Here is a 24550-nt window from a genome sequence, read left to right as displayed (position 1 = left end):
AAGCTCCCAGGACCCGGCCTTGACCGGCCTCGACGTCGAAGACCGCCGAAGCATGCTGGTGGACGCCGAGATCGACGACGTCCCCGCGGCGGAGCCCACCCGGGTCGGCAGCCGCCGCAGCCTGGCCTACCTGGGCGTGTGCCTGGTTTTGATCGGGCTGAATCTGCGCACGGTCTTCTCCAGTTTTTCCGCGGTCCTTCCCGAAGTGACGGCCGACGCCGGGCTGCCAGGCTGGGCTGTTGTCGTCCTCACCACGGTGCCGGTGACGCTGCTCGGCGTGTTCGCTCCGATCGCTCCCGTCCTGGCCCGCCGCTTCGGCGCCGAGCGTGTGCTCCTGGGCGCGATGGCCGTGCTCACGGCCGGACTCCTGCTGCGGCCCCTGGAGGCCGGGGGAGCCGGGCACCTCCCGGCCCTGCTGGCCGGGACGGCTGCCTGCGGTGCCGCGATTTCGCTCTGCAACGTGCTGCTGCCGGGCGTGGTCAAGCGTGACTTCCCGGACCGGCTCGGCCTGATGGGCGGCCTCTACACCACGGCAATCTGCGCCTCCGCGGCCCTCGGTGCCGGCTTCACGTACCCGGTCTACGCCGCGACGGGGGAGTGGACCGCGGCGCTGCAGGTCTGGGCGCTGCCCGCCGGCGTCGTTCTGCTATTGTTCCTGCCGCTGGCCATCAGGCAGCGCCACGGCCGTCACCAGGCCGCCCGCGGCGGCGTGAATGTGTGGCGCTCGGCGGTTGCGTGGCAGGTGACCCTCTTTATGGTGCTGCAGGCGATGATGTCATTCAGTGTCTTCGCCTGGCTCGCCCCGATCCTGCGCGAACGCGGGGTGGATGGCGGCACGGCCGGGGTGATCGTTTCCGTGTCGATCCTGCTGCAGATGCTCGGGTCCCTGTTCGCCCCGGCGCTCGCCACCCGGTTCCGCGACCAGCGAGCGATCAATACCGTGGTGGCGCTTATGACCGGAGGCGGCTTCGCGCTGAGCATCTTCGGCCCGCTGGAGCTGGTCTGGCTGTGGACCGGGCTGCTGGGCCTGGGCCAGGGCAGCCTGACCGCCGTCGCGCTGACCATGATCATGGTCCGCACCCGGGACGGGCACACCGCCGCGCACCTGTCCGGCATGATGCAGGGCGTGGGCTACGGGGTGGGGTCCACCGGCACCCTGATGGTCGGCCAGCTGCACCAGGCCACGGGTTCGTTCGCGGCGGCAGGTCTGCTCTTCCTCGCCGTCGGCTCGCTGGCCGCGGTCTTCGGCTACCGCGCCGGGCGGAACCGCTTCATCGGCTGACGGCCGGGCCGGGTCAGAACCGCCGGACCTGCAGGTACTGGTCGATCAGGTGGTCGGCGATGGCCAGGCACGATGTGGCCGCGGGCGACGGCGCATTCCGCAGCAGCGTCACCGGGCCGATCTGGTCCACGGCGAAGTCATCCAGCAGCGACCCGTCGCGGCCCCAGGCCTGGGCCCGGACTCCCGCGGCGGTCTTCGCCGTCAGGTCCGACATGGCCAGTTCCGGGATGAAGCGCCGGGCCTTGCGGTAGTAGAGCGGTTTGACGAACGATGCGCTGATCTCGTCGATCCCCATCCGCCAGTGCTTCTTCGCCAGCGGCCCCGCCCCGGGCCACCGCAACGACTCCCAGGTGTCTTTCGCCGAGACCGACAGCCACCCGTAGCCCTCCCGGGCGAGCGCCGGTACGGCGTTGGGTCCCACGTGCACGTCGTTGTACACGCCGCGGGTGAAGTGCACCCCGAGGAAGGGGAAGCGCGGGTCAGGGACCGGGTAGATCATCCCGCGCACCAGGCCGTTCCGCTCCGGGGCCAGGGACCAGTATTCGCCCCGGAAGGGGAGGATTTTCGGCGAGGGGTCGGCACCCACGAGGCGGGCCACGACGTCGGACTGCAAACCGGCGCAGGCGATCACCCGGTCGAAGCGGTGCTCCGACCCGGCTGTGCCGACCCGCACGGTGGCGCATTCGACGGCCATCGACACCACCTCCTGCCCCAGCAGGATCGTGCCGCCGGCTTCCCGGACGTCCTGTGCCATCGCTTCTGTAATCGCCGCAAAGTCGACGACGGCGGTGTGCGGGGAGTGGACCGCGGCCACGCCGGCGACGTGTGGTTCGATGTCATGGAGCTCTGCGGCGTCGTCGATCCGGGCAAGGCCGGGCACGCCGTTGGCCCTGGACCGTTTTTCGATTTCCGCCAGGGCCGGCAGCTCGGACTCGTCGACAGCGACCACGAGTTTGCCGACTTCCCGGTACGGGAGGTTCTGCTGCCGGCAGTAGTCCCGCAGGGCCGACCGTCCCGCCACGCACAGCTGTGCTTTCAGCGACCCCGCGGCGTAGTAGAGGCCGGCATGCACGACGCCGGAGTTATGGCCGGTCTGGTGGGCGGCAAGCCGGTCTTCCTTTTCGAAAACCGTGACCTCACCGAGCCCCCGCTGCACGAGTGCGCGTGCCAGCGCGATGCCAACGATCCCGCCACCAATGATTCCGATTCGTTCACTCACGTCATTGTGTCCTTTCGCCGCGGTCTTCCCGTGAGTATAGAACCGGAGCGCGGGGTGTGCCCCGCCCGCCGGTTGTGGCATGCTTCCCCTTTAGCCACTATCGATCAGGCCACGCCCTTGCCCCGTTCCGTCCCCGCCCCGACCCTGGAATCAGCCGGCATCTTCCACCGCGCCTACCTGCTGGTGACACTGGGCGCCTGTGCGCTCGTGTTCCTGGCCGCCTTCGAGTCGCTGGCGGTAACCACGATCATGCCGGTGGTCAGCCGCGAACTGGATGGAGCCAGCCTCTACGCCCTGGCGTTCGCCGGCCCGCTCGCCACTGGCGTAATCGGGATGGTGGCCGCCGGCAACTGGTCCGACCGGCGCGGCCCGGTCGGGCCTCTTTACGCCTCCGTCGCCATGTTCGTGCTGGGCCTTCTGATCGCCGGGACGGCAGCGGTCATGCCTGCCCTCGTGGCCGGCCGGCTGGTCCAGGGCCTGGGCGGCGGCGCCATGACGGTGGCGCTGTATGTGGTGATTGCCAGGGTCTATCCGCCGGAGCTGCACCCGAAGATCTTCGCCGCTTTTTCCGCAGCCTGGGTGATCCCCTCGCTGGTCGGTCCCTTCGCCGCCGGCCTGGTCGCTCAGTGGCTCAGCTGGCACTGGGTGTTCCTCGGCGTGGTGGGGCTCGTGGTTCCGGCGCTGCTGATGATTGTGCCGGCACTGCGCGGGTTGCACGGCACCCAGGGCGGTGTCCCGGCCGGCGCGGCACCGGAGGGCATGTCCACTCCCGGTCCGCGGAAGTCCTCGGGCTCCGGCCGGCTGGCCTGGGCCGCCCTGGCGGCGCTCGCCGTGCTCGGCCTGAACCTCTCCGCCGGACTTCCGGTGGCCGGCGGGATCGTGGCCGTGGCAGCCGTCGTCGTCGCCCTCATCGCCGTCCGCCCGCTGGTGCCGCGGGGAACCCTGACCGCCCGCCGCGGACTCCCCAGCGTTATCCTCACCCGCGGCCTGGCATCTGCCGCGTTCTTCGGCGCCGAGGTGTACCTGCCGTACCTGCTGGTGGAGCGCTACGATTTCTCACCCACGCTCGCGGGCCTGACCTTGACCGGCGGGGCCGTCGCGTGGGCGGCAGGTTCCGCGGTCCAGGGCCGGCTCGGGCCGCGGCTGGATCACCGCCGCGCTGTCCGGATCGGGGCGGCCCTCGTGCTCGGCGCCGTCGTCCTGGTCCTGGTGACCACGGTCCTCAGCTGGCCGGCCGCCGTCGTGATCATCGCCTGGGTGTTCGCCGGAGCCGGCATGGGGCTGATGTATGCGCGTTTGAGCGTGATGACCCTGGCTCTGTCCAGCAGGGAAAATGAGGGTTTCAACAGTTCGGCAATGTCCATTTCCGACTCGCTCGGCGGGGCCCTTTCGCTCGCCACGACGGGCATCATTTTTGCCGCGTTCCCGACGTCGGCGGCGTCCTTCAGCGGGGTCTTCGCACTGACAGCGTTGATCGGCGTCGCCGCGGTGGCCGTCGCCCCGCGGGTCGCCGGGCGCCGGTAGGTCCTGCCACCCCGCCCCGAACCGCTACCGGCGAGGTCGGCGCATCAGTGGGCCGTGAGGCGGGTGGCGCGCAGCACGGCGTCGGTCAGGGCGGCAGCCTCGCCGTCGGGACCGGTGACACTGCGGTGCCGGGTGTCGACGACGTCGAGCCGCCACTCGGGTGCCTCGATCCCCAGCTCGCGGGTCAGCTGCTCGGCCGTGTAGAACTTCTCCGGCGCGTGATCGTGGTGTTGCCCCCACGGCGGCAGCCCGTCGGGGTGGTGGCCCACGATCAGCAGTGTTCCTCCGGTCCGCACCGCTGCGGCGGCCAGCTGCAGGGCCTGCTGCCAAGGCATCACGGTGGAATGCAGGAACTGCGCCGTGACCAGATCGAAGAGCTCGCCGGGCACCCAGGTGGCAAGATCCTGCCGCACCCAATTGATGTTCCCGCTTTGCCCGCGCTCCTGTGCATGCGCATTGGCCCGTTCCAGCGCGACCGCGGACACGTCGAGGGCGGTGACCGTCCAGCCGCGGCTGGCGAGCCAGATGGCATCCGCACCCTCGCCGCAGCCCAGGTCAAGGGCCGTTCCGGGATGAAGGGCCGCGGCCTCGGCGATCAGCTGGGGATTCGGCTCCCCGCTCCAGATCCTGGCCCGGCCGCGGTACTTCTCGTCCCAGACCTGGGCCGCGCTGACGCTGCTGTTGTGTTCGGTGTGCTCGTGCTCCGTCATCTTTGTCCTTGGGGTCGGAATGTCGTGGGGTATTCCACATCATGGCAGGGGACGGCCCTGGCCGCACCAGCGAATCGGGCCGGTCCCGAAAATCGACATGCGAAGATCACCGCACGGAAACGCTCCCGAAACCTCGGTAGTGAAGGCTGGTGCCGGGAACCGGAATGACACTGGGGTGAATCCGAATCTGAGAAGGGGGCAGGCCATGGCTGCGGAAGATGCGCTGCAGGTTCAATCGTGTGGGGAGCTGTCGGTGGGGGACGAGATTGAAGCGTGGCATAACGGACGACTTTTCCACCGGGGCGAAGTAATCCGGACAGTGCCGGCCACGGACCTGTTCTGGATCCTGGATGAGCGGACCGGCACCCGCCGACTGATCGACGCCGAAGCGCTGGTTATCCGGCGCGTCGCGGTGCCGGCGGGCAAGACCGGTCCGGTGGCTGCAGCGGGGCCGGCCGCCAGATACGGTTCGGTGGCAGGTTCGGTGGCCGGAGATGGGGCGTCTGGGCTGCCGGCGGAGGAGTCCCCAGTGCCTGGGCTACCGGCGTCGCACGTCCCGCTGTTCCAGGCGCCCAGCCTTGCGTCCTGAGCGCTGAAAACGGCACTGGCCTCGCCGGATGATAGACTGATGGAACTTGATGTGCAGTGATGCCCACTGATGTTCCGGTTCATCAACCGGTTCCCCTGATGGATTCCTTTCGGATTCCGCCCTCAGGGAGTGGGATTTTTTCATGTGAGAGGCACATCCTGCGTCGATGAACGCGTTCTATTTGGTCCTGGCCGCCGTCTTAACTTACGGCTGGCCGGTTGATCACCTGACTTTTCTTCGGCGAACCCCTGGGCCAACCGGCGCCGGGGGCCGATATCCGCATGGATACCGCCTGAAAGACCTTTGAAACATATGACTACTTTTGCTGCCCTCGGCACGCCCAAGGCCCTCGCCGACACGCTTACCGCCCAGGGGATCGTGGAACCGTTCCCCATCCAGGTCAAGACCCTGCCGGACACCCTGGCCGGCCGCGACGTCCTGGGCCGCGGCCGCACCGGCTCCGGCAAGACCATCGCCTTCGCCATCCCGCTTGTGGCACGACTCGCTGAGCGGGAAGCCAAGCACTTCCGCAAGCCCGGCCGCCCGATGGGCCTGGTCCTCGCGCCGACCCGTGAACTGGCCACCCAGCTGAACGCGACCATCGAGCCGATGGCCAAGGCCATGGGCCTGAACACGACCGTCATTTACGGCGGCATTTCCCAGGCCCGCCAGGAAAAGGCACTGCGCGCCGGCGTCGACATCGTCATCGCCTGCCCGGGCCGCCTGGAGGACCTGATCCGCCAGCGCGTCCTGACCCTCGAAGGGGTCGAGGTCACCGTACTGGACGAGGCCGACCACATGGCCGACCTCGGCTTCCTCCCCGTGGTCAAGAAGCTGATGGACATGACCCCCAGCCAGGGCCAGCGCATGCTGTTCTCCGCCACGCTGGACAACGGCGTGGACAAGATCGTCCAGCGTTACCTGTCGAACCCGCTGACCCACGCCGTGGATGAGTCACAGGCCGCGGTGACCACGATGGAACACCACGTGCTCGTCGTCAATGACCAGACCGTCAAGAAGCAGCTGATCGTCGAGCTCGCCTCGGGTGCCGGCCGCCGGGTGCTCTTCCTGCGCACCAAGCACCACGCCCGCAAGCTGGCGAAGACCCTGACCGACGCCGGCATCCCCGCCGTCGACCTGCACGGCAACCTCTCGCAGAACGCCCGTGACCGCAACCTGGCCGAGTTCGCCTCCGGTGAGGTCCGCGTCCTGGTCGCCACCGACGTCGCCGCCCGCGGCGTCCACGTCGACGACGTCGAGCTCGTCATCCACGTGGATCCGCCCACAGAGCACAAGGCCTACCTGCACCGCTCGGGCCGCACCGCCCGCGCCGGTTCCGACGGCACCGTGGTCACGCTGACCCTGCCGGAGCAGCAGTCCGACGTCAAGAAGCTCATGAAGGCTGCCGGCGTCGAGGTTAACTTCGAGCGCGTCACCGCCAACTCGCCGCTCGTGGCCGAACTGGTCGGCGAAATGGCCGACAAGATCGATCCGCGCACCCGTGCTGCACTGCTGGCGGCCAAGTCCAACCAGGGCGGCGGCAGCTCCACCGGCGCCAACGCCGAGCGCAAGCGGGCCCGCCGCACCACCCAGGCTGCACCCACCGCGGGTGGCCGTGGCGGTCGTGGCGGACGCGGACGCGTCGGGGCCGAGGCGCCCCGCACCGACCTGCCCCGCGCCGAGCGCCGTGCTGTGGCCTACGAAGGCCAGGCCGCTGCGCGCAACGCCGCAGAGCGCGTTATCGAACGGAACGAGGACCGGATGGATGCCGAACGCGCCGAGCGCCGCAGCGTCCGCAGCCGTTCAACCTCGTATGGCACGCACCGCAACGATGTTCCGGCTGCAGGTGGCCGCGCCGCGGCCGGCCGTGGTTCCGACGGCCGCGCAGCAGAAGGGCGCAGCGACGCCCGGGGCGCTTCGGCTCCCCGTAGCGGCGCACCCCGCAGTGGCGCACCCCGCACCGGCGGCGCACCCCGCACGGGTGGCGCAACCGGTGGCCAGCGCGGTGGACGCCCGGCAACGGGCCAGCGTGCAGCTGCCGGCGCCAAGACCGGAAACGCCGGTGGCAATGCGGCTGTTTGGTCCTCGAATACCGGCGGCACCTCGGGCGGCTCCTACGCAGGTGGCGGCAACGGCCGCTCCGGCGAAGGCCGTCCGGCACGCAGCGGCGGCCCCCGCCGCGCGTCCGCCCCGGCGTCGAACGAACGCCGCAGCCGCTAACCCCGCTTAACCACCATCGAGTGCTCCGTAACTGCCGTTTAGAGGGTTCATAGCGGCAGTTACGGAGCACTCGATGGTGTTTCCGGCCCTACCAGCCGCGGGCGCGCCACTCCGCCAGGTGCGGACGTTCCGCGCCCAGGGTGGTCGGGTTCCCGTGGCCCGGGTGCACTACGGTGTCATCCGGATACACAGCGAACAGCCGCTCGCTCACGTCGCTGATCAGCTGGGCAAACCGCGCCGGATCCTTCTGGGTGTTGCCCACGCCGCCGGGAAACAGCGAGTCGCCGGAGAAGATGTGCGCCGGGCCTTCCGGGTCCTGGTACACCAGCGCGATCGAGCCCGGGGTGTGGCCGCGCAGGTGCACGGCCGTCACGTCGAAGCCGTCGAAGTTGCCGACGTCGCCCTGGTTCAGCAGCACATCCACCGGCACCGGCAGCTCCGGGGCGTCATCTGTCCCGGCCGCCGTCTTCACTCCGGTGGCCGCCACCAGGCCCGGCAGCGCCCGGACATGGTCCCAGTGCTGGTGGGTGGTGGCAACCAGCGCCAGCTTCGGCGTCGCGGAGGTATCCGCGGTGGCGTCGGCCAGCAGCCCCTGGATGGCGGCCAGATCATCGGCCGCATCGATCAGGAGCTGCGCGCCGGAAGCCTTGGCCGTGAGCAGATACACGTTGTTGTCCATCTCGCTGACCGAAATCCGGCGGATGGTGATGTCACGTAACGAGTGAATAAGCGAGTCCATGGGCATCAGTCTACGGAGGCGATTGTTCGCGGCCCTCGGACACCCAGTTGGGGTCCGAGGAACGGGAGCCGACGACGGCGTCCGCGGAGGCGTCGAGTTTCTCGAGTTGCGCCGCGGTGAAGTCGAGCGTCAAGGCGCCCAGGTTCTCGTCGATCCGGTCTGCCCTGCGCGTGCCGGGGATGGGGACCACCGGCAGTCCCAGCTTGCGGGCCTGCGCGAGCAGCCAGGCGAGGGCGACCTGGGCAGGAGTTGCAGCCTGCCCGGAAGCGGCAAGTTCAGCCGCGACTGCCTGCACCGCGGCCACCACACCCTGGTTGGCGTCCATCGCCGCCTCGGCGAAGCGGGGGATGTTGCGGCGGAAGTCGCTGCTGCCCAGCGTCGAAGCGTCCACGGTGCCGGTGAGGAATCCCCGGCCCAGCGGTGAGTAGGGCACAAAACCTACCCCAAGCTCGGCTGCCGCAGGAACGATGTTGCGTTCCACATCGCGGCTCCAGATGGACCACTCACTCTGGACCGCGGCGATCGGGTGGATGCTGCTGGCTTCCCGCAACTCCCCGGCCGTCACCTCAGACAGGCCGAGATGCCGCACTTTGCCGGCCTGCACGAGCCCCGCCATGGCCTCCACGGTTTCCACTATCGGAACGCGGAGGTCACGGCGGTGCATGTAGTACAGGTCGATGGAGTCGGTGCCGAGGCGCTGCAGGCTGCGGTCCACGGCCTGCCGGACATAGGCGGCGTCGCCCCGGATGTCGGAGTAGCCGGTGGCCGGCGTGCCCACCAGACCAAACTTGGTGGCCAGTTGCACCTCGCCGCGGCGGTCCTTGAGGAGCTTGGCGATCAGCTCCTCGTTGCTGCCCCCGCCGTAGATGTCCGCCGTGTCGATGAAGCTGACGCCGGCATCCACGGCGTGGTGCAGGGTGCGCAGGGCATCGGCCGGATCCACCTCCCCGTACACCGGGGTCAGGGCCATGCCGCCGAACCCCAGGGGGCTGACGGTCAGACCGTCGCCGAGCCGGACTTTCGCTGCCTTCATGGGGCCTCCCTTAGTTGTTTCTACCGCCAACCCCGGTCCGCGCCGGTGTATTCCGACGCTCCCGCCCGGTTGCTTCCGGCGAACGGGCCGCAGCCACGGCGTGTCGCCGCGGACAACCCCGCCGGGCGCGGACTAACTGGGCGGGAGCGCCGGGGAAACCTCAGACTTCGGAACCGGCAGCAGCTTCAGACCGGCCGCGCAGCCGACGATCCCCGCGATGAACAGCAATTTGAGCGGGCTGGCGGGCTCGACGCCGGTCGCCATCGCCCAGCCGACGGTCAGCGCGGCGCCGATCCCCACCCAGACGGCGTAGGCCGTGCCGAGCGGGATGCTTTTCACGGCCACGCCGAGCCCCGCCATGCTCAGGGTCGCGGTCAGCGCGAACACGAGGGTGGGCAGCGGGCGGGTGAAGCCGTCGGACAGCCCCAGGGCCGTGGCCCAGACCGCCTCCAGCACGGCGGAGGCGAGCAGGATGAGCCATGCGAGGGTTGCCGTGCGCGTTCTGCCGACTGACTTCGGTGTGCGGTTCGAGGCCATGGTCACGCCACCAGCTTCAGGCCGGCCACGCAGGCGACGATTCCGCCGAGCAGCAGGATCCGTGCAGCGGTCGCCGGTTCAACCCTGGTGCTCATGGCGTAGGCGGAGGTCAGCACGACGCCGACGCCGACCCAGACGGCGTAGGCGGTTCCGGTCGGGATGGACTGCATGGCGACCGCGAGGCCTCCGGTGCTGGCCAGCACGGAGATGAGGAAGACGGTGGCCGGCGCAATCCGGCGGCGGCCGGTGGCCTGCGCGGTCCGGTGCAGGGCGGCAGCCCAGACGGCCTCCAGGGACCCGGAAAGGATAAGAATTAACCACGACATGACAGCTCCTGTGGCCAGTCTTGTCGCGTGCCGGGTACTGAACCGTCGTCCGGAGGCCCCTGAGGAGGCGGCCTTCATTCCAAGCCTAGCAACGCCCCGGCGGAGAGGCGAACTCCCGGCTCGCTGGCCCGGTCCAGCACTCGATGGGACGGCGCCGGGTCAGAGCGCCGTGGCGCCGCTCCAGATCCGGAACTTCCGGCCCACGGGGTAGACCCGGCAGCCCTCCTCGGCGGCGGCGAGGTCTCCCGCGGCGATGTCCGGGGCGGCCGAGACAATGGCGCGGCCGTCCGCGTTCACCAGCGTGGCCCGTTCGCCGATCCGGCGGAGGCCGGGCAGGGCCCCGCGCTCCAGACGCTGCACGGTGACGTCCATCCCCACAATGCCGGCCACGGGGCCGTCCGGCCGGCAGAAGACCGGGTGCGTGAAGGTCAAAACGTATTCGTCGGTGCACAGGAAATCCACGTACGGGCCGGTCACATGGGCATGTCCGGTTTCCACCGGGACGCGGAACCACTCGGACCTGACGTAGCGGCTGATGGAGTTGGGGCTGAAGTTGGCGAGGGCATCCACATGCTCCAGCTCCTCGCCCTGCCACCACGCGATGTAGCTGCGTTCCGGCCCCAGCAGCCCGGCGTTGGCCAGGAATCCGGCGCCGGCAACATAGCCATCGGGCGTCCGGACCAGTTCTTCGACCACCGGCCGGATGAGCTTGTCCACGGTGCTGCCCGTGACCTTGACGGAGAGGGCCGCGAGGGCGGCGCCCGTCGATGCCGCCCACGCAGCGAGCCTGTCCTCGATGCCGGTGATGACGGCGTCGAGTTCCGCGGCGGCGTGCAGGGTGAGCGTGTCCGCGGCGTCGGTGGTTTCAGACATCGGAATTTCTGCCTTAGCTGGATGGAACCGGGAACGGTCAATAACGTTTGGACTGCTCGGTCAGCAGCCAGTCCGTGGTGGCGGCCACCAGGGCCTTCACTGCGGCCTCCGCGGCGGCCGGCTGGTGGGCCTCGACGGCGGCCGCAACCTCCTCGAGGAGGCCGATGGTCGTCCTGCGGTAGCCGGAATCGGCGCACGGCAGCAGGGTGAGCGTGCCGAGGTCGGCCTGCAGCCGGATCAGCTCCCGGGCGAGCCGGGCCGAACGGGCGATGGCGGCCACCTCGAGCAGGAACTCGGAGAGGGCCAGCCGCCAGTGCAGCGGATCCTCCTCGGCCGCGGGGATGAAGGAACGCAGGGTGGCCACGTCCGCGGCGTCGGACCTCCGGGCCGCGACGCTGGCGCACGCGGCCGCTATGGCCTGGTAGTGAAGTCCCAGGTCACTGATCTGGAGCCGGGTCAGTTCCCGCAACTGGTCCAGGGCGCGTTCCCGGGAGGGAAGCACGCCGTCGGCGATGAAGCTCCCGCCGCTGCGGCCCCGGGCCGTGCGGATGATGCCCGAGGTCCGGAGCTGCGACAGCGCCTCGCGGGCAGTCACCGCGGAGACGCCCAGGGCTGCGGCCAATTCCGTTTCATTGGGCAGCCGTTGTCCACTGGTGAGCAACCCGGTTTCCACCGCCTGCTCGATCCGGCCGCACACCTCGTCCACCAGGCCCCGGGACCTAATCGGGGTGAACACGGCCGCCAGGCTCCGGGACGCGCCCTGCGGTGTCAGCAGCATCCGGGCCTCCCTGTCTGTTTCTGGCTTCGATTCGCTGGCATCCGGGAGTGCGCAGCGGCTGCCTGCGGAGGAGTTGATGCCATCCTAAACCGGGCTTTCGCGGGGGTCTATACACAAAACCTATGGAGTAATAGTATTTGGCCCAGCAGCCCGATGTGGCTTGGGTCACATCCAGTTGCGCCGCAGCTACGACGAACCGGCAACGGAGTTAGGCGCACCCCATGACCGAAACGCTCGCCGCCGGCCGGCAGGCCGGAACGGACGCGGTTCCGGCGATCCGCCTGCGGAAACTCACCAAGGTCTTCGGGGACACCGTCGCCGTCAACGCCGTGGACCTGGACATCCGCCAAGGCGAATTCTTCTCCATGCTCGGCCCGTCCGGATCCGGCAAGACCACGGTCCTGCGCCTGATCGCGGGCTTCGAACTGCCCACCTCGGGCCGTGTCGAACTCGAGGGCAGGGACGTCACCGGGCTGGCCCCTTTTGAACGTGACCTCAACACCGTCTTCCAGGACTACGCCCTGTTCCCGCACATGTCCCTCGTGGACAATGTCGCCTACGGCCTGCGCGTGCGGGGAATGCCCCGGAAGGAGCGGCAGGAAAGGGCCCGCGAAGCGCTGGAACGGGTGCAGCTGGGGAAGTTTCTCGGCCGGAAGCCCGCCCAGCTCTCCGGCGGCCAGCGCCAGCGGGTGGCCCTGGCCCGGGCCCTGGTGGTGCGGCCGAAAGTCCTGCTGCTGGATGAACCACTCGGCGCCCTGGACCTGAAGCTCCGGCAGCAGATGCAGGTTGAACTCAAGGAGCTGCAACGCTCGCTCGGGATCACCTTCATCTTCGTCACCCATGACCAGGAGGAGGCCCTGACCATGAGTGACCGGATCGGTGTCTTCAACAACGGCAGCCTGGAACAGATCGGCACGGCGCACGAGATCTACGAATGTCCCGGTGGCGCGTTCGTGGCGAACTTCGTCGGCACCTCCAATATTTTCGACGCCGCCCACGCCCAGCAGCTCTACGGCCGCGCGGAGCAGGTCTGCATCCGGCCGGAACGGCTGCGCCTGTCCTGGACGGCGGCACCGGAAGCGCGCCCCGGCGTCACCTCCCGGCCCGGCACCGTCACCGCCCTGGTCTACGTGGGGCACGCCACCCAGGTGGGGGTGCAGCTCGACGACGGACCCGCCGTCGTCGTGCTGGCCCCGGAGACGCTGCCCGGCGGCGACGCGGAACTGCTGGACCGGCGCGTCACCGTGAGCTGGGACGACGCCGCCGCCGTCTGGCTGCCGTCGCACGGATCCTGAAACCCCTGCGGTCCAGAGCGGTGTCCGATTCACCCCCGCAACGAAAGGTAAGGATCATGGCATCAAGGAATAGGGCCGCCCTCGTAGTCGGGATGGCCGCGGCAGCAGCGCTCGCCTTGGCGGGATGCGGCACCACCGGCGGGGGATCCGCCACCCCGTCCGCGCAGCCGGTCAAGACTGAGATCGGCCCCGGCGAAGGGCAGCTCTCCATCCTCGGTTGGCCGGGTTACGTCGAGGACGGCAGCAACGACCCCGCCGTCGACTGGGTGACGCCCTTCGAGGCTGAAACCGGGTGCAAGGTGAGCTTCAAGCCCTTCGGCACCTCGGACGAAGCCGTGACCCTGATGCGAACTGGCCAGTACGACGTCGTCTCGGCCTCCGGTGACGCTTCCCTGCGGCTGATTGCCGGCAACAACGTGGAGCCCGTCAACACCGGCCTGTTGAAGAACTACCCCGACGTGTACCCGTTCCTGAAAGACAAGGCCTGGAACACGGTGGACGGCAAGAACTACGGGATGCCGCATGGCTGGGGCGCCAACCTGCTGATGTACTCCGTGGATACCGTCACCCCGGCACCCACCTCCTGGCGCGCAGTGTTCGACGACGCCGCCCGGCACAGCGGAAAGGTCACGGCCTACGACTCGCCGATCTACATCGCGGACGCCGCCGTGTACCTGATGGCCCACAAGCCGGAGCTCGGCATCAAGAACCCCTACGCGCTGGACAAGGACCAGCTCGCCGCCGCGGTGGACCTGCTGAAGCAGCAGCGCCAGCACATCGGCGAGTACTGGAGCGACGTCGTTAAAGAGGTCCAGGCCTTCGCCAGCGGCAGCACCGTGGTCGGCACCACATGGCAGGTCGGCGCCAACATCGCCGCTGCGAACGGGACCAATGTGCAGACCCTGCTCCCCGAAGAGGGCGCCACCGGCTGGTCGGACACCTGGATGATCGGTTCGGAGTCCAAGAACAAGAACTGCGCCTATTTGTGGCTCGACTACATCGCCAGTCCCAAGGCCAACGCGGCGGTGGCGGAGTACTTCGGTGAATCGCCGGCCAACCCCAAGGCCTGCGACCTGACCACGGACAAGGCGCACTGCGAGACCTACCACTCCGGTGACGAGGCCTACGCGGAGCGGATCTGGTACTGGACCACCCCGGTGGCAAAATGCCTGGACGGCCGCACGGACGTCAAGTGCACGGATTACTCGGAGTGGACGAAGGCCTGGACGGAGATCAAGGGCTAACATGACGCTCCAGACGCAGCACCCGGTCCCCGGGGCCCCGCCGGCAGCTTCTTCGGTGCCACCGCCCAGGGCCAACAAGGTCTCGGCGCTGCTGCACCGCTCGCCGAACCTTCGGTTGGCGGGGCTGGTGACCGCCCCCGCCGGCTGGCTGGTGCTCGTCTACATCGCCGCCCTGGCGGCGCTGCTGATCACCGCGTTCTGGACCGTGGACACCTTCACCGGGAAGGTCTCCACGGACTGGACCACCGAAAACGTGGTGACGGTCCTGACCGATCCGGTCTACCAGCGGATCACCCTGCGGACGCTGTGGATCGCCATCGCCGTGACCCTGATCGACCTCGTCCTTGCGCTGCCCATGGCGTTCTTCATCGCCAAGGTGGCCAGCCCCCGCTGGCAGAAGCTGCTGGTGGTGGCCGTCCTGATGCCGCTGTGGGCGAGCTATCTGGTCAAGGCGTACGCGTGGCGGAACGTGCTCGCCGACGGCGGGCTGCTGGAATGGCTGGGCGCGCCGGTCGGGCTCGAGTCCCCGGGGTACGGCGAAACGGCCGTGATCCTGACGCTGTCTTACATCTGGCTGCCGTTCATGATCCTGCCGGTCTACGCCGGTTTCGACCGGGTGCCCGATTCACTGCTGGAGGCCTCGGCGGACCTGGGCGCGAAACCGCTGACCACCGTCCGCCTGGTCATGTTCCCGCTGCTGGTCCCCTCCATCATTGCCGGGACGATCCTCACGTTCTCGCTCTCGCTGGGGGACTACATCACGGCCCAGATTGTCGGCGGGACCACCCAGATGCTGGGCACAGTGGTCTACGCGAATGTCGGTGCCGCGAACAACCTGCCGTTCGCTGCGGCGGTCTCGCTGGTCCCGATCGCGATCATCACGCTCTATCTCTTCATAGTCCGGCGCTCCGGCGCCCTCAACAGCCTGTGAAACCCGGAACGCCATGAGACTCTCCCGAAGCGCCAAAGTCCTCCTCGGCATCGTTACCACCCTGGTTTTCCTGTTCATCTACACGCCGCTGCTGCTGGTTGTGGTGAACTCCTTCAACGCTGACCGGACCTTTGGCTGGCCGCCGCGGGGACTGACCCTGGAGTGGTGGGGGCGCGCCCTCGATTCCGCCGGAGTCCGCGAAGCCTTGGTCTCCTCGCTCTGGGTGGCGGCTGCCTCCACCGTCATTTCGCTGGTGCTGGGGACGCTCCTGGCGCTGGCCCTGCTGCGCTACAAATTCTTCGGCCGGGACGTCATCAGCCTGCTCGTGATCCTGCCGATCGCGCTGCCCGGAATCGTCACCGGCATCGCCTTGAACAACATGTTCACCACGATCCTTGGTGTCTCGCTGAGCCTGTGGACCGTCGTGATCGCGCACGCCACGTTCTGTATGGTGACCGTGTTCAACAACGTGATTGCACGGCTGCGCCGGATGAGCGGCGGACTGGAGGAGGCGTCCGCAGATCTGGGCGCCGGTGTGTTCACAACGTTCCGGCTGGTCACGTTCCCGCAGCTCCGCTCCGCCCTGCTGGCCGGCGGGCTGCTGGCCTTCGCGCTGAGCTTCGACGAGATCATCGTGACCACGTTCACCATCGGTGCCGGCGATACCACCCTGCCGATCTGGATCCTGCAGAACCTCTTCCGGCCCAACCAGGCGCCGGTGGTCAACGTCGTGGCCGTCGTCCTGATTGTCGTCTCGATCGTGCCGATCTGGCTCGCGCAGCGGCTCTCGGAGGATTCGGTGGGCATCGGCGCCACCCGCGTGAAGGCTACGAAGGGCTAATCCGCGACCCGGTCGATCGATACGACCGCGAGGAAACCGCGGCCCAGGATTTCCGGGGTGTCGGTGTCGGAACCAATGACGGCGTCATAGCGGCCGAGCGTCGTCGGCGCGGCGGCCGCCGTCTCGGACGTGCCGGCCGCGGTGCCGGGAGCGGCGGTCGCCTGGCCCTGCAGCAGGATCCCCAGCTGGCCGCCGAACACAGGGTGCGCCCGCTTCTTCGAGAGTTCGATGATGGAGGTGTAGCCCTTGAAGGCGCCGCTGCGGGTGATGACGTTCAGGTCGCGGATGTCGCCCGTCGGCAGCGCCCCGGCCGCCGCGGCGTCGCCGGAGAACCGGAACGGACGGTACTTCTCGAGCGGGCGCTCCGCCCCGTCGACGCTCAGCAGCAGCAGTTCGCCCTCGACCACCGTGAGCACGCGGTCCATGCCGGGGAAGGCCGAGAAGTCGCCGGCCTTGGAGATTTCGGCGATGCTCACCCGCCAGTCCCAGCCGGATGCCTGCCCCGAGCCGTCCGGCGCGGGAACAGCAGTGGGCTGGCTGGCCAGTTCGCGGGTCACCCCGCCGCCGTTGCGCCAGGGTTGGGCTTTCAGCTCGGCATAGCGGATGATCTGCATCCCTCCACCCTATCCGCCGGGACCGCCGGCGGATTCGGGACCGCACGGCGCCGGCGGGGACCGTAACCTCGGGGCACGGCGCGCCACCGGGCCACTGTCCTTGCTAACGTCAGGAACAGACAAAAACTGCAGAAGGAGCCGGATGTTCGTCAAGGTATGCGGGCTCAGCACCCCGGAGTCGGTCCGGACCGCGGCGGAGGCCGGGGCGGACGCCGTCGGCTTCGTCCTGACCCGGAGCCCCCGCGAAGTGACCCCCGCGCAGGCCCGGGACCTCCTGGCCCACGTCCCGGCGGGCATCCCCGCCGTCGGCGTTTTCCGGCACGAAGCCGCGGGGGACGCCGTCGCCCTGGCCCGCGAAGCGGGGCTGAAGTGGATCCAGCTCCACGGCGACCGCACGCCGGCAGATGTGCGCACCGTGCACGACGCCGGGCTCAAACTCATCCGGGCCGTCACCATGTCCGGCGCGCCCGAAGCGTTCGCGGACTGGGGTGAGGACCTGCTCCTGATCGACGCCGCCGTCCCCGGCTCCGGCGAGGCCTGGGACTACGCCTCGGTCCGCGCCAAGGGGCTGGCCGGGCGCCATTGGCTGCTGGCCGGCGGGCTGGCCCCCGCCAACGTCGCCGGCGCCGCCTCGCAGGCGGGCGCCTGGGGTGTGGACGTCTCCTCCGGCGTCGAGTCCTCCCGAGGGGTCAAGGATCTGGCCAAAATCCGGGACTTCGTGGCGGCGGCCAAGTCCCCGGCCGCAAAGCCCTGAACGCGGCGGCAGGAATGCCGCCGGACCGCGCCGCGTTGGGCCTGACATGAAGCGCATCGGATTTTTGTCCTTCGGGCATTGGGGCCCCGGCGAGGGCTCCCGCACCCGGACGGCCCGCGACGCCCTGCTGCAGGGCATCGAACTGGCCGTCGCCGCCGAGGAACTGGGCGTCGACGGTGCGTACTTCCGTGTGCACCATTTCGCCCGGCAGCAGGCCTCCCCGTTCCCCCTGCTGGCCGCCGTCGCCGCCCGGACCAGCCGGATCGAAATGGGAACCGGCGTGATCGACATGCGCTACGAGAACCCCCTGTACATGGCCGAGGAGGCCGCCGCGACCGACCTGATCAGCGGCGGACGGCTGCAGCTCGGGATCAGCCGCGGCTCACCCGAACCTGCCCGCGACGGGGCCGCCGCCTTCGGCCATGTGCCGGCCGACGGCGAGACCGCCGCGGACATGGCCCGGCGGCACACCGCAGTGTTCCGCCGCGCCATCTCGGGGGCCGGCATGGCGGAGGCAGAGCCGCGTTACGCGGGCGGCGGATCCGGGCTGCTGCCCGTGCAGCCGCATTCGGCGGGCCTCGGCCAACGGATCTGGTGGGGCGCAGGCTCGCGGGCCAGCGCCGTCTGGACGGCGGAACAGGGCATGAATCTGATGAGCTCCACGCTGCTCACCGAGGACACCGGGGTGCCCTTCGACCAGCTGCAGGCCGAGCAGATCGCCAGGTACCGCCAGGCCTGGGCCGGCGCCGGCCATCAACACGAGCCCCGTGTCTCGGTCAGCCGCAGCGTCCTGCCGATCGTCGACGACGAGGACCAGCGGTACTTCGGCCTCAGCGCCCTGCGGGAAAAACGCGACCAGGTCGGCGTGATCGACGGGCTCGTGGCCCGTTTCGGCCGGAGCTACGTCGGCGCACCCGACGCCATAGCCGCAGAGCTGGCCGCCGACGCCGCCGTGCTGACCGCAGACACGCTGCTGCTGACCGTCCCCAACCAGCTCGGCGTTGATTTCAACGCCAAGCTGCTGGGCACCGTGGTCCGGCACATCGCTCCGGCGATCGGCTGGGCACCCTAAGCACCGGCCGTAACCGGGCGTAAGGGGCACTGCCGGTGCGGCGGCGCGGAAGGCTAGCCGCGCCGCCGCACCGTGGCTAGCATGGCTTGTTGGGGGAGTACCCCGATGACCCGGCGGGCGCGGCCCGCCACCCGTGCGAAGGAGACCGTTGTGACTCTGCCCGAAGGTTTGACCCCCGGCGTCTGGACGCTGGACATGTCCCACACCGAAGTCGGCTTCAGCGTCCGCCATGCCGGCATCAGCAAGGTCCGCGGCCGCTTTAACGAGGCAGCGGCGGAGGCCCGGGTCGGTGACTCCCTCGCGGACTCCAGCCTGCACGCCAGCGTCAAGACCGCCAGCTTCGACTCGGGCGATGCGAACCGCGACGCCCACGTCCGCGGCGCCGACTTCTTCGATGTTGAAAAGTACCCGGACATGACCTTCCGTGCCACCGGAATCAGGGGCGACGGCGAGGATTACGTGCTGACCGGAGACCTCACCATCCGCGATATCACCAAGCCGGTGGATCTGGAAGTCGAGTTCACCGGCGTCGCTGTGGACCCGTTCGGCGCCACCCGCGCCGGGTTCAGTGCGGAGACGGACATCAGCCGTAAGGAATTCGGCCTGACCTGGAACGCCGCCCTCGAAGCCGGCGGCCTGCTGGTCAGCGACAAGGTCAAGATCAATGTCGAGGCCGCCCTGGTGAAACAGGCCTAGCAAGCGGGCCTGCCGGCGCTTAGAAGAGCAACAGGGCAAAGCCGCCGACCGTGGACAGGATCCCCACCCCGGTGAGGATCCAGCCCAGGGTCCAGGCCGCGTTGTCATGCCGCGGCGGTTTGAGCCCCCAGCGGGAGGGGTGGCAAACATCGTAGAAGAGGTCTACGTCGGACCCGACCACCAGGCCGTGCGACTCGGCTGCCGGCAGCAGCGAGCGGTGGTCCTCGTCGTGGTGGTCCGTCCAGCGGTATCCCATGAAGCCGCCGGCGCTGATCACCGTGCCGGTGGTCCCAGTCCACGTGCACCGGTGCCGCCGGGCATTCCCGCCCCACACGAGCAGCGGCAGGCCCAGGACAAAACCCACCCACGTCATGACTTCGAGAATGGGGCCCAGAAGATCCCCGATGGTTGTCATCTGCGCGTTCCGGGCGGCGGTGTCAGCGTGTGACGCGTGAGCAACGGGCGAGGGCAACGATCGGGGCAAGCTTCAGGAGTCCAGGCATGATCCCAGTATTATGCCCTTCCGGGCGTTCGCAAAGCTGCCCGCCCTCCGGCCGCGTCACCGGACGCATTTCAGGAAATGTTCAGGGTGAACCCCTAGGCCGGATGGTCGTCCGTCGGGGGAGAATAGAGCCATGAAGACCTTGCTCAACATTATCTGGCTGCTCTTTGGCGGGCTCTGGCTCGCCCTCGGTTACTTCGCGGCCGGGATCATCTGCTGCCTGCTGGTCGTCACCATTCCGTGGGGCCTCGCCTCGTTCCGGATCGCGAACTACGCGCTCTGGCCGTTCGGGCGCACCGTCGTGGACCGCCCGGGAGGCACGGGGGTGTTTTCCCTGCTCGGCAACGTCATCTGGCTGCTGGTCGCCGGCATCTGGATCGCGATCGGCCACGTGGTCACCGCCTTCGCCATGGCCATCACCATCATCGGAATCCCGCTGGCGATCGCCAACCTCAAGCTCATTCCGGTCTCGCTCATGCCGCTGGGCAAACAGATCGTCCCGAGCGACAGGCCCTTTGTGACGACCTACAGCAAGGGCTACCACTAGCCCGTTTTTGATGAGGAGTACCGCAATGTCCGAACATGTCACCGCTGTTCCGGCAACCTCCGGCCAAGGCGAAGCCCCCGCTGCCGGCGAAGACCTCGTGCTGGTCATCACGCGCGAATTCCCGGCGCCCATCGCCCGCGTCTGGGCCGCCCTGACCGACGCGGAGCAGGCCCCGGAGTGGTGGGGGCCGCGCGGTTTCCACACTCCCCGCGAGAGCATCGATGCCGACCTGGAGATCGGCGGGCTCTACCGGGCCTGCATGGTCCGGGACAGTACCGGCGAGGAGCACTGGTGGAGCGGCGTCCACACGGACGTCGAGCCGCCCAATCTCCTGGTCTTCACCCACGCCTGGGACAAGCCCGACGGAACCCGCGGCTTTGAGACAGAGGTGACCTTCCAGCTGGAGGAGATCGACGGCGGCACCCGGATGACGTTTTTCCAGGGCCCATTCGACACCATCGACAACCGCGACGGCCACGGCGTCGGCTGGCGCGAGTCCTTCGACCGCCTCGCCGAACACCTCCGCCGCACCCCCTGACCCCGCGTTGCGGTCAACCGCCTACCCGAGCTCGTCCCTGAGGTTCCGCTGCGCCGCCTCCAGCCACAGGGCCCGGCCCCGCGCCGTGTGGAAGAGCGGATCCAGCTGCAACAGCTGGCGGACGACGGCGGCGCGTCCGGCGGCGAAGTCGTCGTCGCCGATGTGCGCGAAGTCCTGCCGGACGGCGGCCAGATACCGGGCATAGGCTGCCGGCTCGCCTCCCAGTACGGAGAGATCGGCGTCGCTGAGCAGGGCGGCGGCGTCGTCGCCGGCCTCCGGCTGGTGATCGGCCGTCATCCGCACCAGGCGCGCCACCTCATCCACCTCGGACAAGGGAAGGCCGGCTTGGGCCAGCCGGTCCTCAGCGAGGCGGGCCGACTCCTCCTCGTCCTGGCCCGCGATGCCGCGGTAGACGGCGTCGTGGAACCATGCGGCCAGCAGCACGGTGCGGGGCGGAGCGGCGGGCTCGGTCAGGAGGTCCAGGGCCTCCAGGACCGCGAGGAGGTGGGTGCGGCCGTGGTACTTCCGGTGCTCCTCGCCCCAGCGGTCCAGCAGGTCCAGGAACAGGGCATCATGGCCCGGGAGAACCTCGTTCCAGCGCGTCAGCAGCGGGAGCTTAAGTGAGCTGCTCCGCCGTCGGGCAGGGATCCGCAGGCCGCTGGCGATCAGTTTGCGGACCAGGATCCGCCCCTCCACCGGAACGGCCCCGGCCGCCACGAGGGCGCGGTACCGGTCTTGGGCGACGTCGTAATGGTCGCCGTCGAACGCCCGGTCCGGGATGCCGGCCGCCGCCGCGAAGGTGTGCAGCTCCTCCAGCGAGGTGTCCGAGATCAGGTGCGAGAAGTGCGTTCCATGCGCCGGCCAGAGCGGGGGATCGAGGTAGATGGCCATGGGGGAAGTCTAATCCGGCCGCGGGGCGCGGGCCGCAGCGGGCGCGGGGGCTCAGCCCTGGCTGGCGTCAGTGGCCGCGGTGTCGGACTGTTCCTCCGCCTGCGTCCGCGCAGGCTTCGGCTTGGAGCGTACCCCTTCGCCCTTTTCATTTTGCCGGGTCTCATGCTCGGCCTCCGCGATGGCCTGGGGAGTGACGTCCGCTGAATTCCAGGCCTTGATGGCGGCCCAGCCCACGGCAACGAGGGGCACGGCAAGGATCGCGCCGATGATGCCGGCGAGGATGGTGCCGGCCGTGAGGGCCAGCAGGATAACGAGGGCGTGGACGTTGAGCGCCTGGCCCATGACAACGGGCTGCAGGAAGTTTCCCTCGAGCTGGTTCACCACGATCACCACGATGACGACGATCAGGGCCGCGAGCGGACCGTTGGCGACCAGTGCGACGAGCGCAGCGAGGACTCCTGCCAAAGTGGCGCCGATCAGCGGGATGAACGCTCCGATGAAGGTCAGCGCGGCCAGCGGCAGGGCGAGCGGCACGCCCATGATCACCAGTGCCAGGCCGATGAAGAACGCGTCCACGAGGGCCACAATCGAGGTTCCGCGTACATAGCCGCCGAGTACGGTGAGGCTCCGTTCCCCCGCCCGGCGCGCCCTGACCAGGTTCCCGCCCTTGAACGCCCGCAGCATGAAGGCCCAGATGCTCTCGCCGTCCTTCAGGAAGAAGAACAGGATCACCGCCATAAGCAAGGCGCCGGTGATGAAATTGCCGGCCGCGCTGAGCCCGGAGATGGCACCCGCGCCGACGGTGCTGCTGGTGGCGAAGTCGATGACGGCGTCGCGAGCCTGCTGGATCTGCTGGTCATCGACCGGGATGGGGCCCGTGCGGATGAAGGCGTAGACCCGGTCGAAGCCCTCGGTGGCCTTGCTGGCCAGTTCATCGGCCTGGCTCATCACGGCAAAGACGATGCCGGTGATCACGGCGCCGAACGCGAGCAGGAGCACCACAAACGACAGGCTGGTGGCGGCCGTGCTGGGCCAGCCGCGGCGGCGCAGCCAGTGCACGAACGGTGCGATCGCGGCAGCGAGGATCAGGGCCAGCAGGCCGGGAATCACCAGGAGCTTCACTTGGATCAGGCCGTAGACCACCACCACGGACAGGACCAGTAGCAGGAGGACCTGCGCGGTCCTGATGCTGGCGCGGCCCAGGCTGTCGCTCCAGGGTGTTGACTGTTCCGGACTGCCCATGCTGGTTTGTCTCCCACTGTCGGGTGGTCACATTACTTACCAACCGTCTCACAGCCGGGGGATGCAAGCACGGGGACAGGCCCGCGGATCAGGACTCGGCGGGCCGGATGTTCTGGTTGCCCCGGAAAGTGTTCTCCGGGTCGAACTCCCGTTTCACCTGGCTCAGCCGCGCGTAGTTTTCGTCCCCGAAGGCCGCACGGACCCGGTCCTGGCCCTCGTCGCCGATAAAGTTCAGCCACACCCCGCCATTGGCGTAGGGCGCGATGTCCTGGCGGAACCTCTTGACCCAGGCCTTGGCATCCTGGCCGCCTTGCGGTGAATCACCCAGGCCGAAGGGGTGGGTCACCCAGCTGGCGTTCCTGTTCAGCAGCGGTGTTGCCGTCGCGGCCGGGCCGCCCACCGCCCCGCCCCAGTGGGCAATCAGCTGCTGGGAACTCGGCCCCGGCAGGTTGCGTGCGGAATCGATGATGATGTCCAGGGCGGCATCGGAGAGTTCATCGTGGTAATCCGCGCTCCAGTAGTTGTACTTGCCCGGCGGGTCGTCGAGCGAGCACTGGAAGTCGGCGTAGCCGATGTCCTCCACGAGGTCCACAGTCGGGCCCAGTTCCCGGTAGGGCTTGGCGTGTGCTGCGCCTTCCGCAGCGTCCCCGGCGTAAGCGTAGACGACGCCAACCGCCATCTTGTTGACCATCTCCGGAGGCATCAAGGGTTCGGGCGGGACCGTCAGATAGAGGATGGTCGCGCATTCCTCGTTGGGCGCCGCGAGTGCCAGCTCGCGGTAACCCCGGCTGATCTCGGGAGCCGCGTCACCCGGCCACAGCAACAGTCCCGCATGAACCTTCGGCCCGAGCCGGTGCAGCCCGAACGTGAAGGATGTGGCGACGCCGAAGTTCCCGCCGCCGCCGTGCAGGGCCCAGAACAGCTCGGGGTTCTCCGCCGCGCTCGCGGTTATTTGTTCCCCGGCGGCGGTCACCAAGTCCACGGAGATGAGGTCGTCGCAGGCGAAGCCGAAGGCCCGCTCGAGCCAGCCGGAGCCGCCGCCGAGCGTGAAGCCGGCCAGGCCCGTGGTGGAGACGCGGCCGCCGGTGAGGGCGAGGCCATATTCCTGGGTGGCCCGGTCAAACTCCCCGCACGTCAGACCGGCCCCGGCGGTGACGGTGCGGGCGTCCGGGTCCACACTGACTGACTTCATCGGCCGCACATCGACTACCAGGCCGCCGTCGTTCATTGACATGCCGGCCACCGAGTGACCGCCGGCGCGGACGGCGACGGCCAGGCTGCGGTCCCTGGCGTACTGCAGGGCCTCGGCGACTTCCGCCGGGGTGCTGCAGGGTGCGATCACCGCAGGTCGGCGGTCGATCATGGCGTTGAACAGAGTTCTGGACTCGTCGTAGCCGGGGTCAACAGGTGTAATCCACTTCACGGCGGTGCTCCTAGGCGACCGCGGCTCCACCCCCCCGCGGAAATCTTAAGTCCGACGGCCGCACCCCGGCTAGAGGACCCGGGTGCAGGAACGCCGGCAACCACACCCCCGGGGATTCCAGGCTTCCGGA

At 69.0% G+C, this 24550-nt stretch carries 26 protein-coding genes and 1 riboswitch; of the genes, 13 read left to right on the top strand and 13 right to left on the bottom strand.

The annotated features are described in order from the left end of the window. The first annotated feature begins 52 nt into the window (after positions 1-52). Complete coding sequence (locus tag J2X01_RS13660) at positions 53-1282, top strand: MFS transporter (protein WP_310058479.1); 1230 nt, start codon at positions 53-55, stop codon at positions 1280-1282. A gap of 13 nt (positions 1283-1295) precedes the next feature. Here J2X01_RS13660 and lhgD read toward each other — a convergent pair whose 3' ends face one another. Beyond that, the gene (lhgD, locus tag J2X01_RS13655) at positions 1296-2501 is read right to left on the bottom strand and encodes an L-2-hydroxyglutarate dehydrogenase (protein ID WP_310058231.1); all 1206 of its coding nucleotides are present in this window, start codon (positions 2499-2501) and stop codon (positions 1296-1298) included. Between the two features lie 117 nt (positions 2502-2618). Here lhgD and J2X01_RS13650 point away from each other — a divergent pair, with 117 nt between their 5' ends. Continuing rightward, the gene (locus J2X01_RS13650) at positions 2619-4025 is read left to right on the top strand and encodes an MFS transporter (protein ID WP_310058228.1); all 1407 of its coding nucleotides are present in this window, start codon (positions 2619-2621) and stop codon (positions 4023-4025) included. 44 nt (positions 4026-4069) lie between these two features. On the opposite strand, the gene J2X01_RS13645 is transcribed toward J2X01_RS13650, so the two are convergent. Beyond that, entirely contained in the window at positions 4070-4735 is a 666-nt protein-coding gene (locus J2X01_RS13645; RefSeq protein ID WP_310058225.1) for an SAM-dependent methyltransferase, read from the bottom strand. 205 nt (positions 4736-4940) lie between these two features. Between J2X01_RS13645 and J2X01_RS13640 the strand changes: the two genes are divergently transcribed. Both J2X01_RS13640 and J2X01_RS13635 read left to right on the top strand, forming a co-directional pair. Continuing rightward, positions 4941-5324, top strand: a complete 384-nt coding sequence (locus J2X01_RS13640) for a hypothetical protein (RefSeq protein ID WP_310058222.1) — start codon at positions 4941-4943, stop codon at positions 5322-5324. Positions 5325-5636: 312 nt separating this feature from the next. Then, entirely contained in the window at positions 5637-7544 is a 1908-nt protein-coding gene (locus tag J2X01_RS13635; RefSeq protein ID WP_310058219.1) for a DEAD/DEAH box helicase, read from the top strand. 88 nt (positions 7545-7632) lie between these two features. On the opposite strand, the gene J2X01_RS13630 is transcribed toward J2X01_RS13635, so the two are convergent. The 6 genes from J2X01_RS13630 to J2X01_RS13605 form a co-directional block, all read right to left on the bottom strand. Beyond that, positions 7633-8283, bottom strand: coding sequence for an MBL fold metallo-hydrolase (locus J2X01_RS13630; RefSeq protein WP_310058217.1), 651 nt, complete (start codon positions 8281-8283; stop codon positions 7633-7635). Between the two features lie 10 nt (positions 8284-8293). After that, on the bottom strand, positions 8294-9316 hold the full coding sequence (locus J2X01_RS13625) for an aldo/keto reductase (protein WP_310058215.1): 1023 nt from the start codon (positions 9314-9316) through the stop codon (positions 8294-8296). A gap of 132 nt (positions 9317-9448) precedes the next feature. Next, complete coding sequence (locus tag J2X01_RS13620; protein WP_310058476.1) at positions 9449-9853, bottom strand: DMT family transporter; 405 nt, start codon at positions 9851-9853, stop codon at positions 9449-9451. A 2-nt stretch (positions 9854-9855) separates the two neighbouring features. After that, positions 9856-10179, bottom strand: a complete 324-nt coding sequence (locus J2X01_RS13615; protein ID WP_310058212.1) for a DMT family transporter — start codon at positions 10177-10179, stop codon at positions 9856-9858. 9 nt (positions 10180-10188) lie between these two features. After that, positions 10189-10253: riboswitch (guanidine-III (ykkC-III) riboswitch) on the bottom strand. Positions 10254-10338: 85 nt separating this feature from the next. Then, complete coding sequence (locus J2X01_RS13610) at positions 10339-11052, bottom strand: cache domain-containing protein (RefSeq protein ID WP_310058210.1); 714 nt, start codon at positions 11050-11052, stop codon at positions 10339-10341. 37 nt (positions 11053-11089) lie between these two features. Further along, positions 11090-11830, bottom strand: coding sequence for a FadR/GntR family transcriptional regulator (locus J2X01_RS13605; RefSeq protein WP_310058208.1), 741 nt, complete (start codon positions 11828-11830; stop codon positions 11090-11092). Positions 11831-12051: 221 nt separating this feature from the next. Here J2X01_RS13605 and J2X01_RS13600 point away from each other — a divergent pair, with 221 nt between their 5' ends. Genes J2X01_RS13600 through J2X01_RS13585 form a run of 4 tightly spaced genes read left to right on the top strand, consistent with a single transcriptional unit; the run spans position 12052 to position 16141 of the window. Continuing rightward, positions 12052-13125 carry an ABC transporter ATP-binding protein gene (locus tag J2X01_RS13600; RefSeq protein WP_310058205.1) on the top strand — a complete coding sequence of 358 codons (1074 nt, stop codon included), beginning with the start codon at positions 12052-12054 and terminating at the stop codon, positions 13123-13125. A 56-nt stretch (positions 13126-13181) separates the two neighbouring features. Beyond that, the gene (locus J2X01_RS13595; RefSeq protein WP_310058204.1) at positions 13182-14369 is read left to right on the top strand and encodes an ABC transporter substrate-binding protein; all 1188 of its coding nucleotides are present in this window, start codon (positions 13182-13184) and stop codon (positions 14367-14369) included. Between the two features lies 1 nt (position 14370). Then, positions 14371-15300 carry an ABC transporter permease gene (locus J2X01_RS13590; protein WP_310058201.1) on the top strand — a complete coding sequence of 310 codons (930 nt, stop codon included), beginning with the start codon at positions 14371-14373 and terminating at the stop codon, positions 15298-15300. A 13-nt stretch (positions 15301-15313) separates the two neighbouring features. Continuing rightward, positions 15314-16141, top strand: a complete 828-nt coding sequence (locus J2X01_RS13585; RefSeq protein WP_310058199.1) for an ABC transporter permease — start codon at positions 15314-15316, stop codon at positions 16139-16141. Here the strand turns inward: J2X01_RS13585 and J2X01_RS13580 are convergent. After that, on the bottom strand, positions 16138-16755 hold the full coding sequence (locus J2X01_RS13580; protein ID WP_310058196.1) for a HutD/Ves family protein: 618 nt from the start codon (positions 16753-16755) through the stop codon (positions 16138-16140). The genes J2X01_RS13585 and J2X01_RS13580 overlap by 4 nt on opposite strands. A gap of 142 nt (positions 16756-16897) precedes the next feature. On the opposite strand from J2X01_RS13580, the gene J2X01_RS13575 reads away from it, so the two are divergent. The 3 genes from J2X01_RS13575 to J2X01_RS13565 all read left to right on the top strand — a co-directional run bounded on the left by J2X01_RS13575 (position 16898) and on the right by J2X01_RS13565 (position 19277). After that, complete coding sequence (locus J2X01_RS13575; RefSeq protein WP_310058193.1) at positions 16898-17509, top strand: phosphoribosylanthranilate isomerase; 612 nt, start codon at positions 16898-16900, stop codon at positions 17507-17509. Between the two features lie 46 nt (positions 17510-17555). Next, a complete protein-coding gene (locus J2X01_RS13570; RefSeq protein ID WP_310058190.1) occupies positions 17556-18581 on the top strand; it encodes an LLM class flavin-dependent oxidoreductase in 1026 nt (341 codons plus the stop codon). A gap of 150 nt (positions 18582-18731) precedes the next feature. Continuing rightward, positions 18732-19277, top strand: a complete 546-nt coding sequence (locus J2X01_RS13565) for a YceI family protein (protein ID WP_310058186.1) — start codon at positions 18732-18734, stop codon at positions 19275-19277. 19 nt (positions 19278-19296) lie between these two features. On the opposite strand, the gene J2X01_RS13560 is transcribed toward J2X01_RS13565, so the two are convergent. Then, on the bottom strand, positions 19297-19692 hold the full coding sequence (locus J2X01_RS13560; protein ID WP_310058183.1) for a hypothetical protein: 396 nt from the start codon (positions 19690-19692) through the stop codon (positions 19297-19299). Between the two features lie 220 nt (positions 19693-19912). Between J2X01_RS13560 and J2X01_RS13555 the strand changes: the two genes are divergently transcribed. Beyond that, complete coding sequence (locus tag J2X01_RS13555; RefSeq protein WP_310058180.1) at positions 19913-20326, top strand: YccF domain-containing protein; 414 nt, start codon at positions 19913-19915, stop codon at positions 20324-20326. Between the two features lie 25 nt (positions 20327-20351). Beyond that, entirely contained in the window at positions 20352-20864 is a 513-nt protein-coding gene (locus J2X01_RS13550; RefSeq protein ID WP_310058178.1) for an SRPBCC family protein, read from the top strand. 21 nt (positions 20865-20885) lie between these two features. On the opposite strand, the gene J2X01_RS13545 is transcribed toward J2X01_RS13550, so the two are convergent. The 3 genes from J2X01_RS13545 to J2X01_RS13535 form a co-directional block, all read right to left on the bottom strand. Next, complete coding sequence (locus J2X01_RS13545) at positions 20886-21755, bottom strand: DUF4031 domain-containing protein (RefSeq protein ID WP_310058176.1); 870 nt, start codon at positions 21753-21755, stop codon at positions 20886-20888. A gap of 51 nt (positions 21756-21806) precedes the next feature. Then, positions 21807-22997, bottom strand: a complete 1191-nt coding sequence (locus J2X01_RS13540; RefSeq protein WP_310058173.1) for an AI-2E family transporter — start codon at positions 22995-22997, stop codon at positions 21807-21809. 88 nt (positions 22998-23085) lie between these two features. Next, entirely contained in the window at positions 23086-24420 is a 1335-nt protein-coding gene (locus J2X01_RS13535) for an FAD-binding oxidoreductase (RefSeq protein WP_310058169.1), read from the bottom strand. Positions 24421-24550 lie beyond the last annotated feature (130 nt).

Source organism: Arthrobacter ginsengisoli, from assembly GCF_031456935.1.
Classification (GTDB): domain Bacteria; phylum Actinomycetota; class Actinomycetes; order Actinomycetales; family Micrococcaceae; genus Arthrobacter; species Arthrobacter ginsengisoli.
The sequence above is the reverse complement of the archived record's forward strand: the minus strand, read 5'-3'. Positions and strand labels throughout refer to the sequence as shown.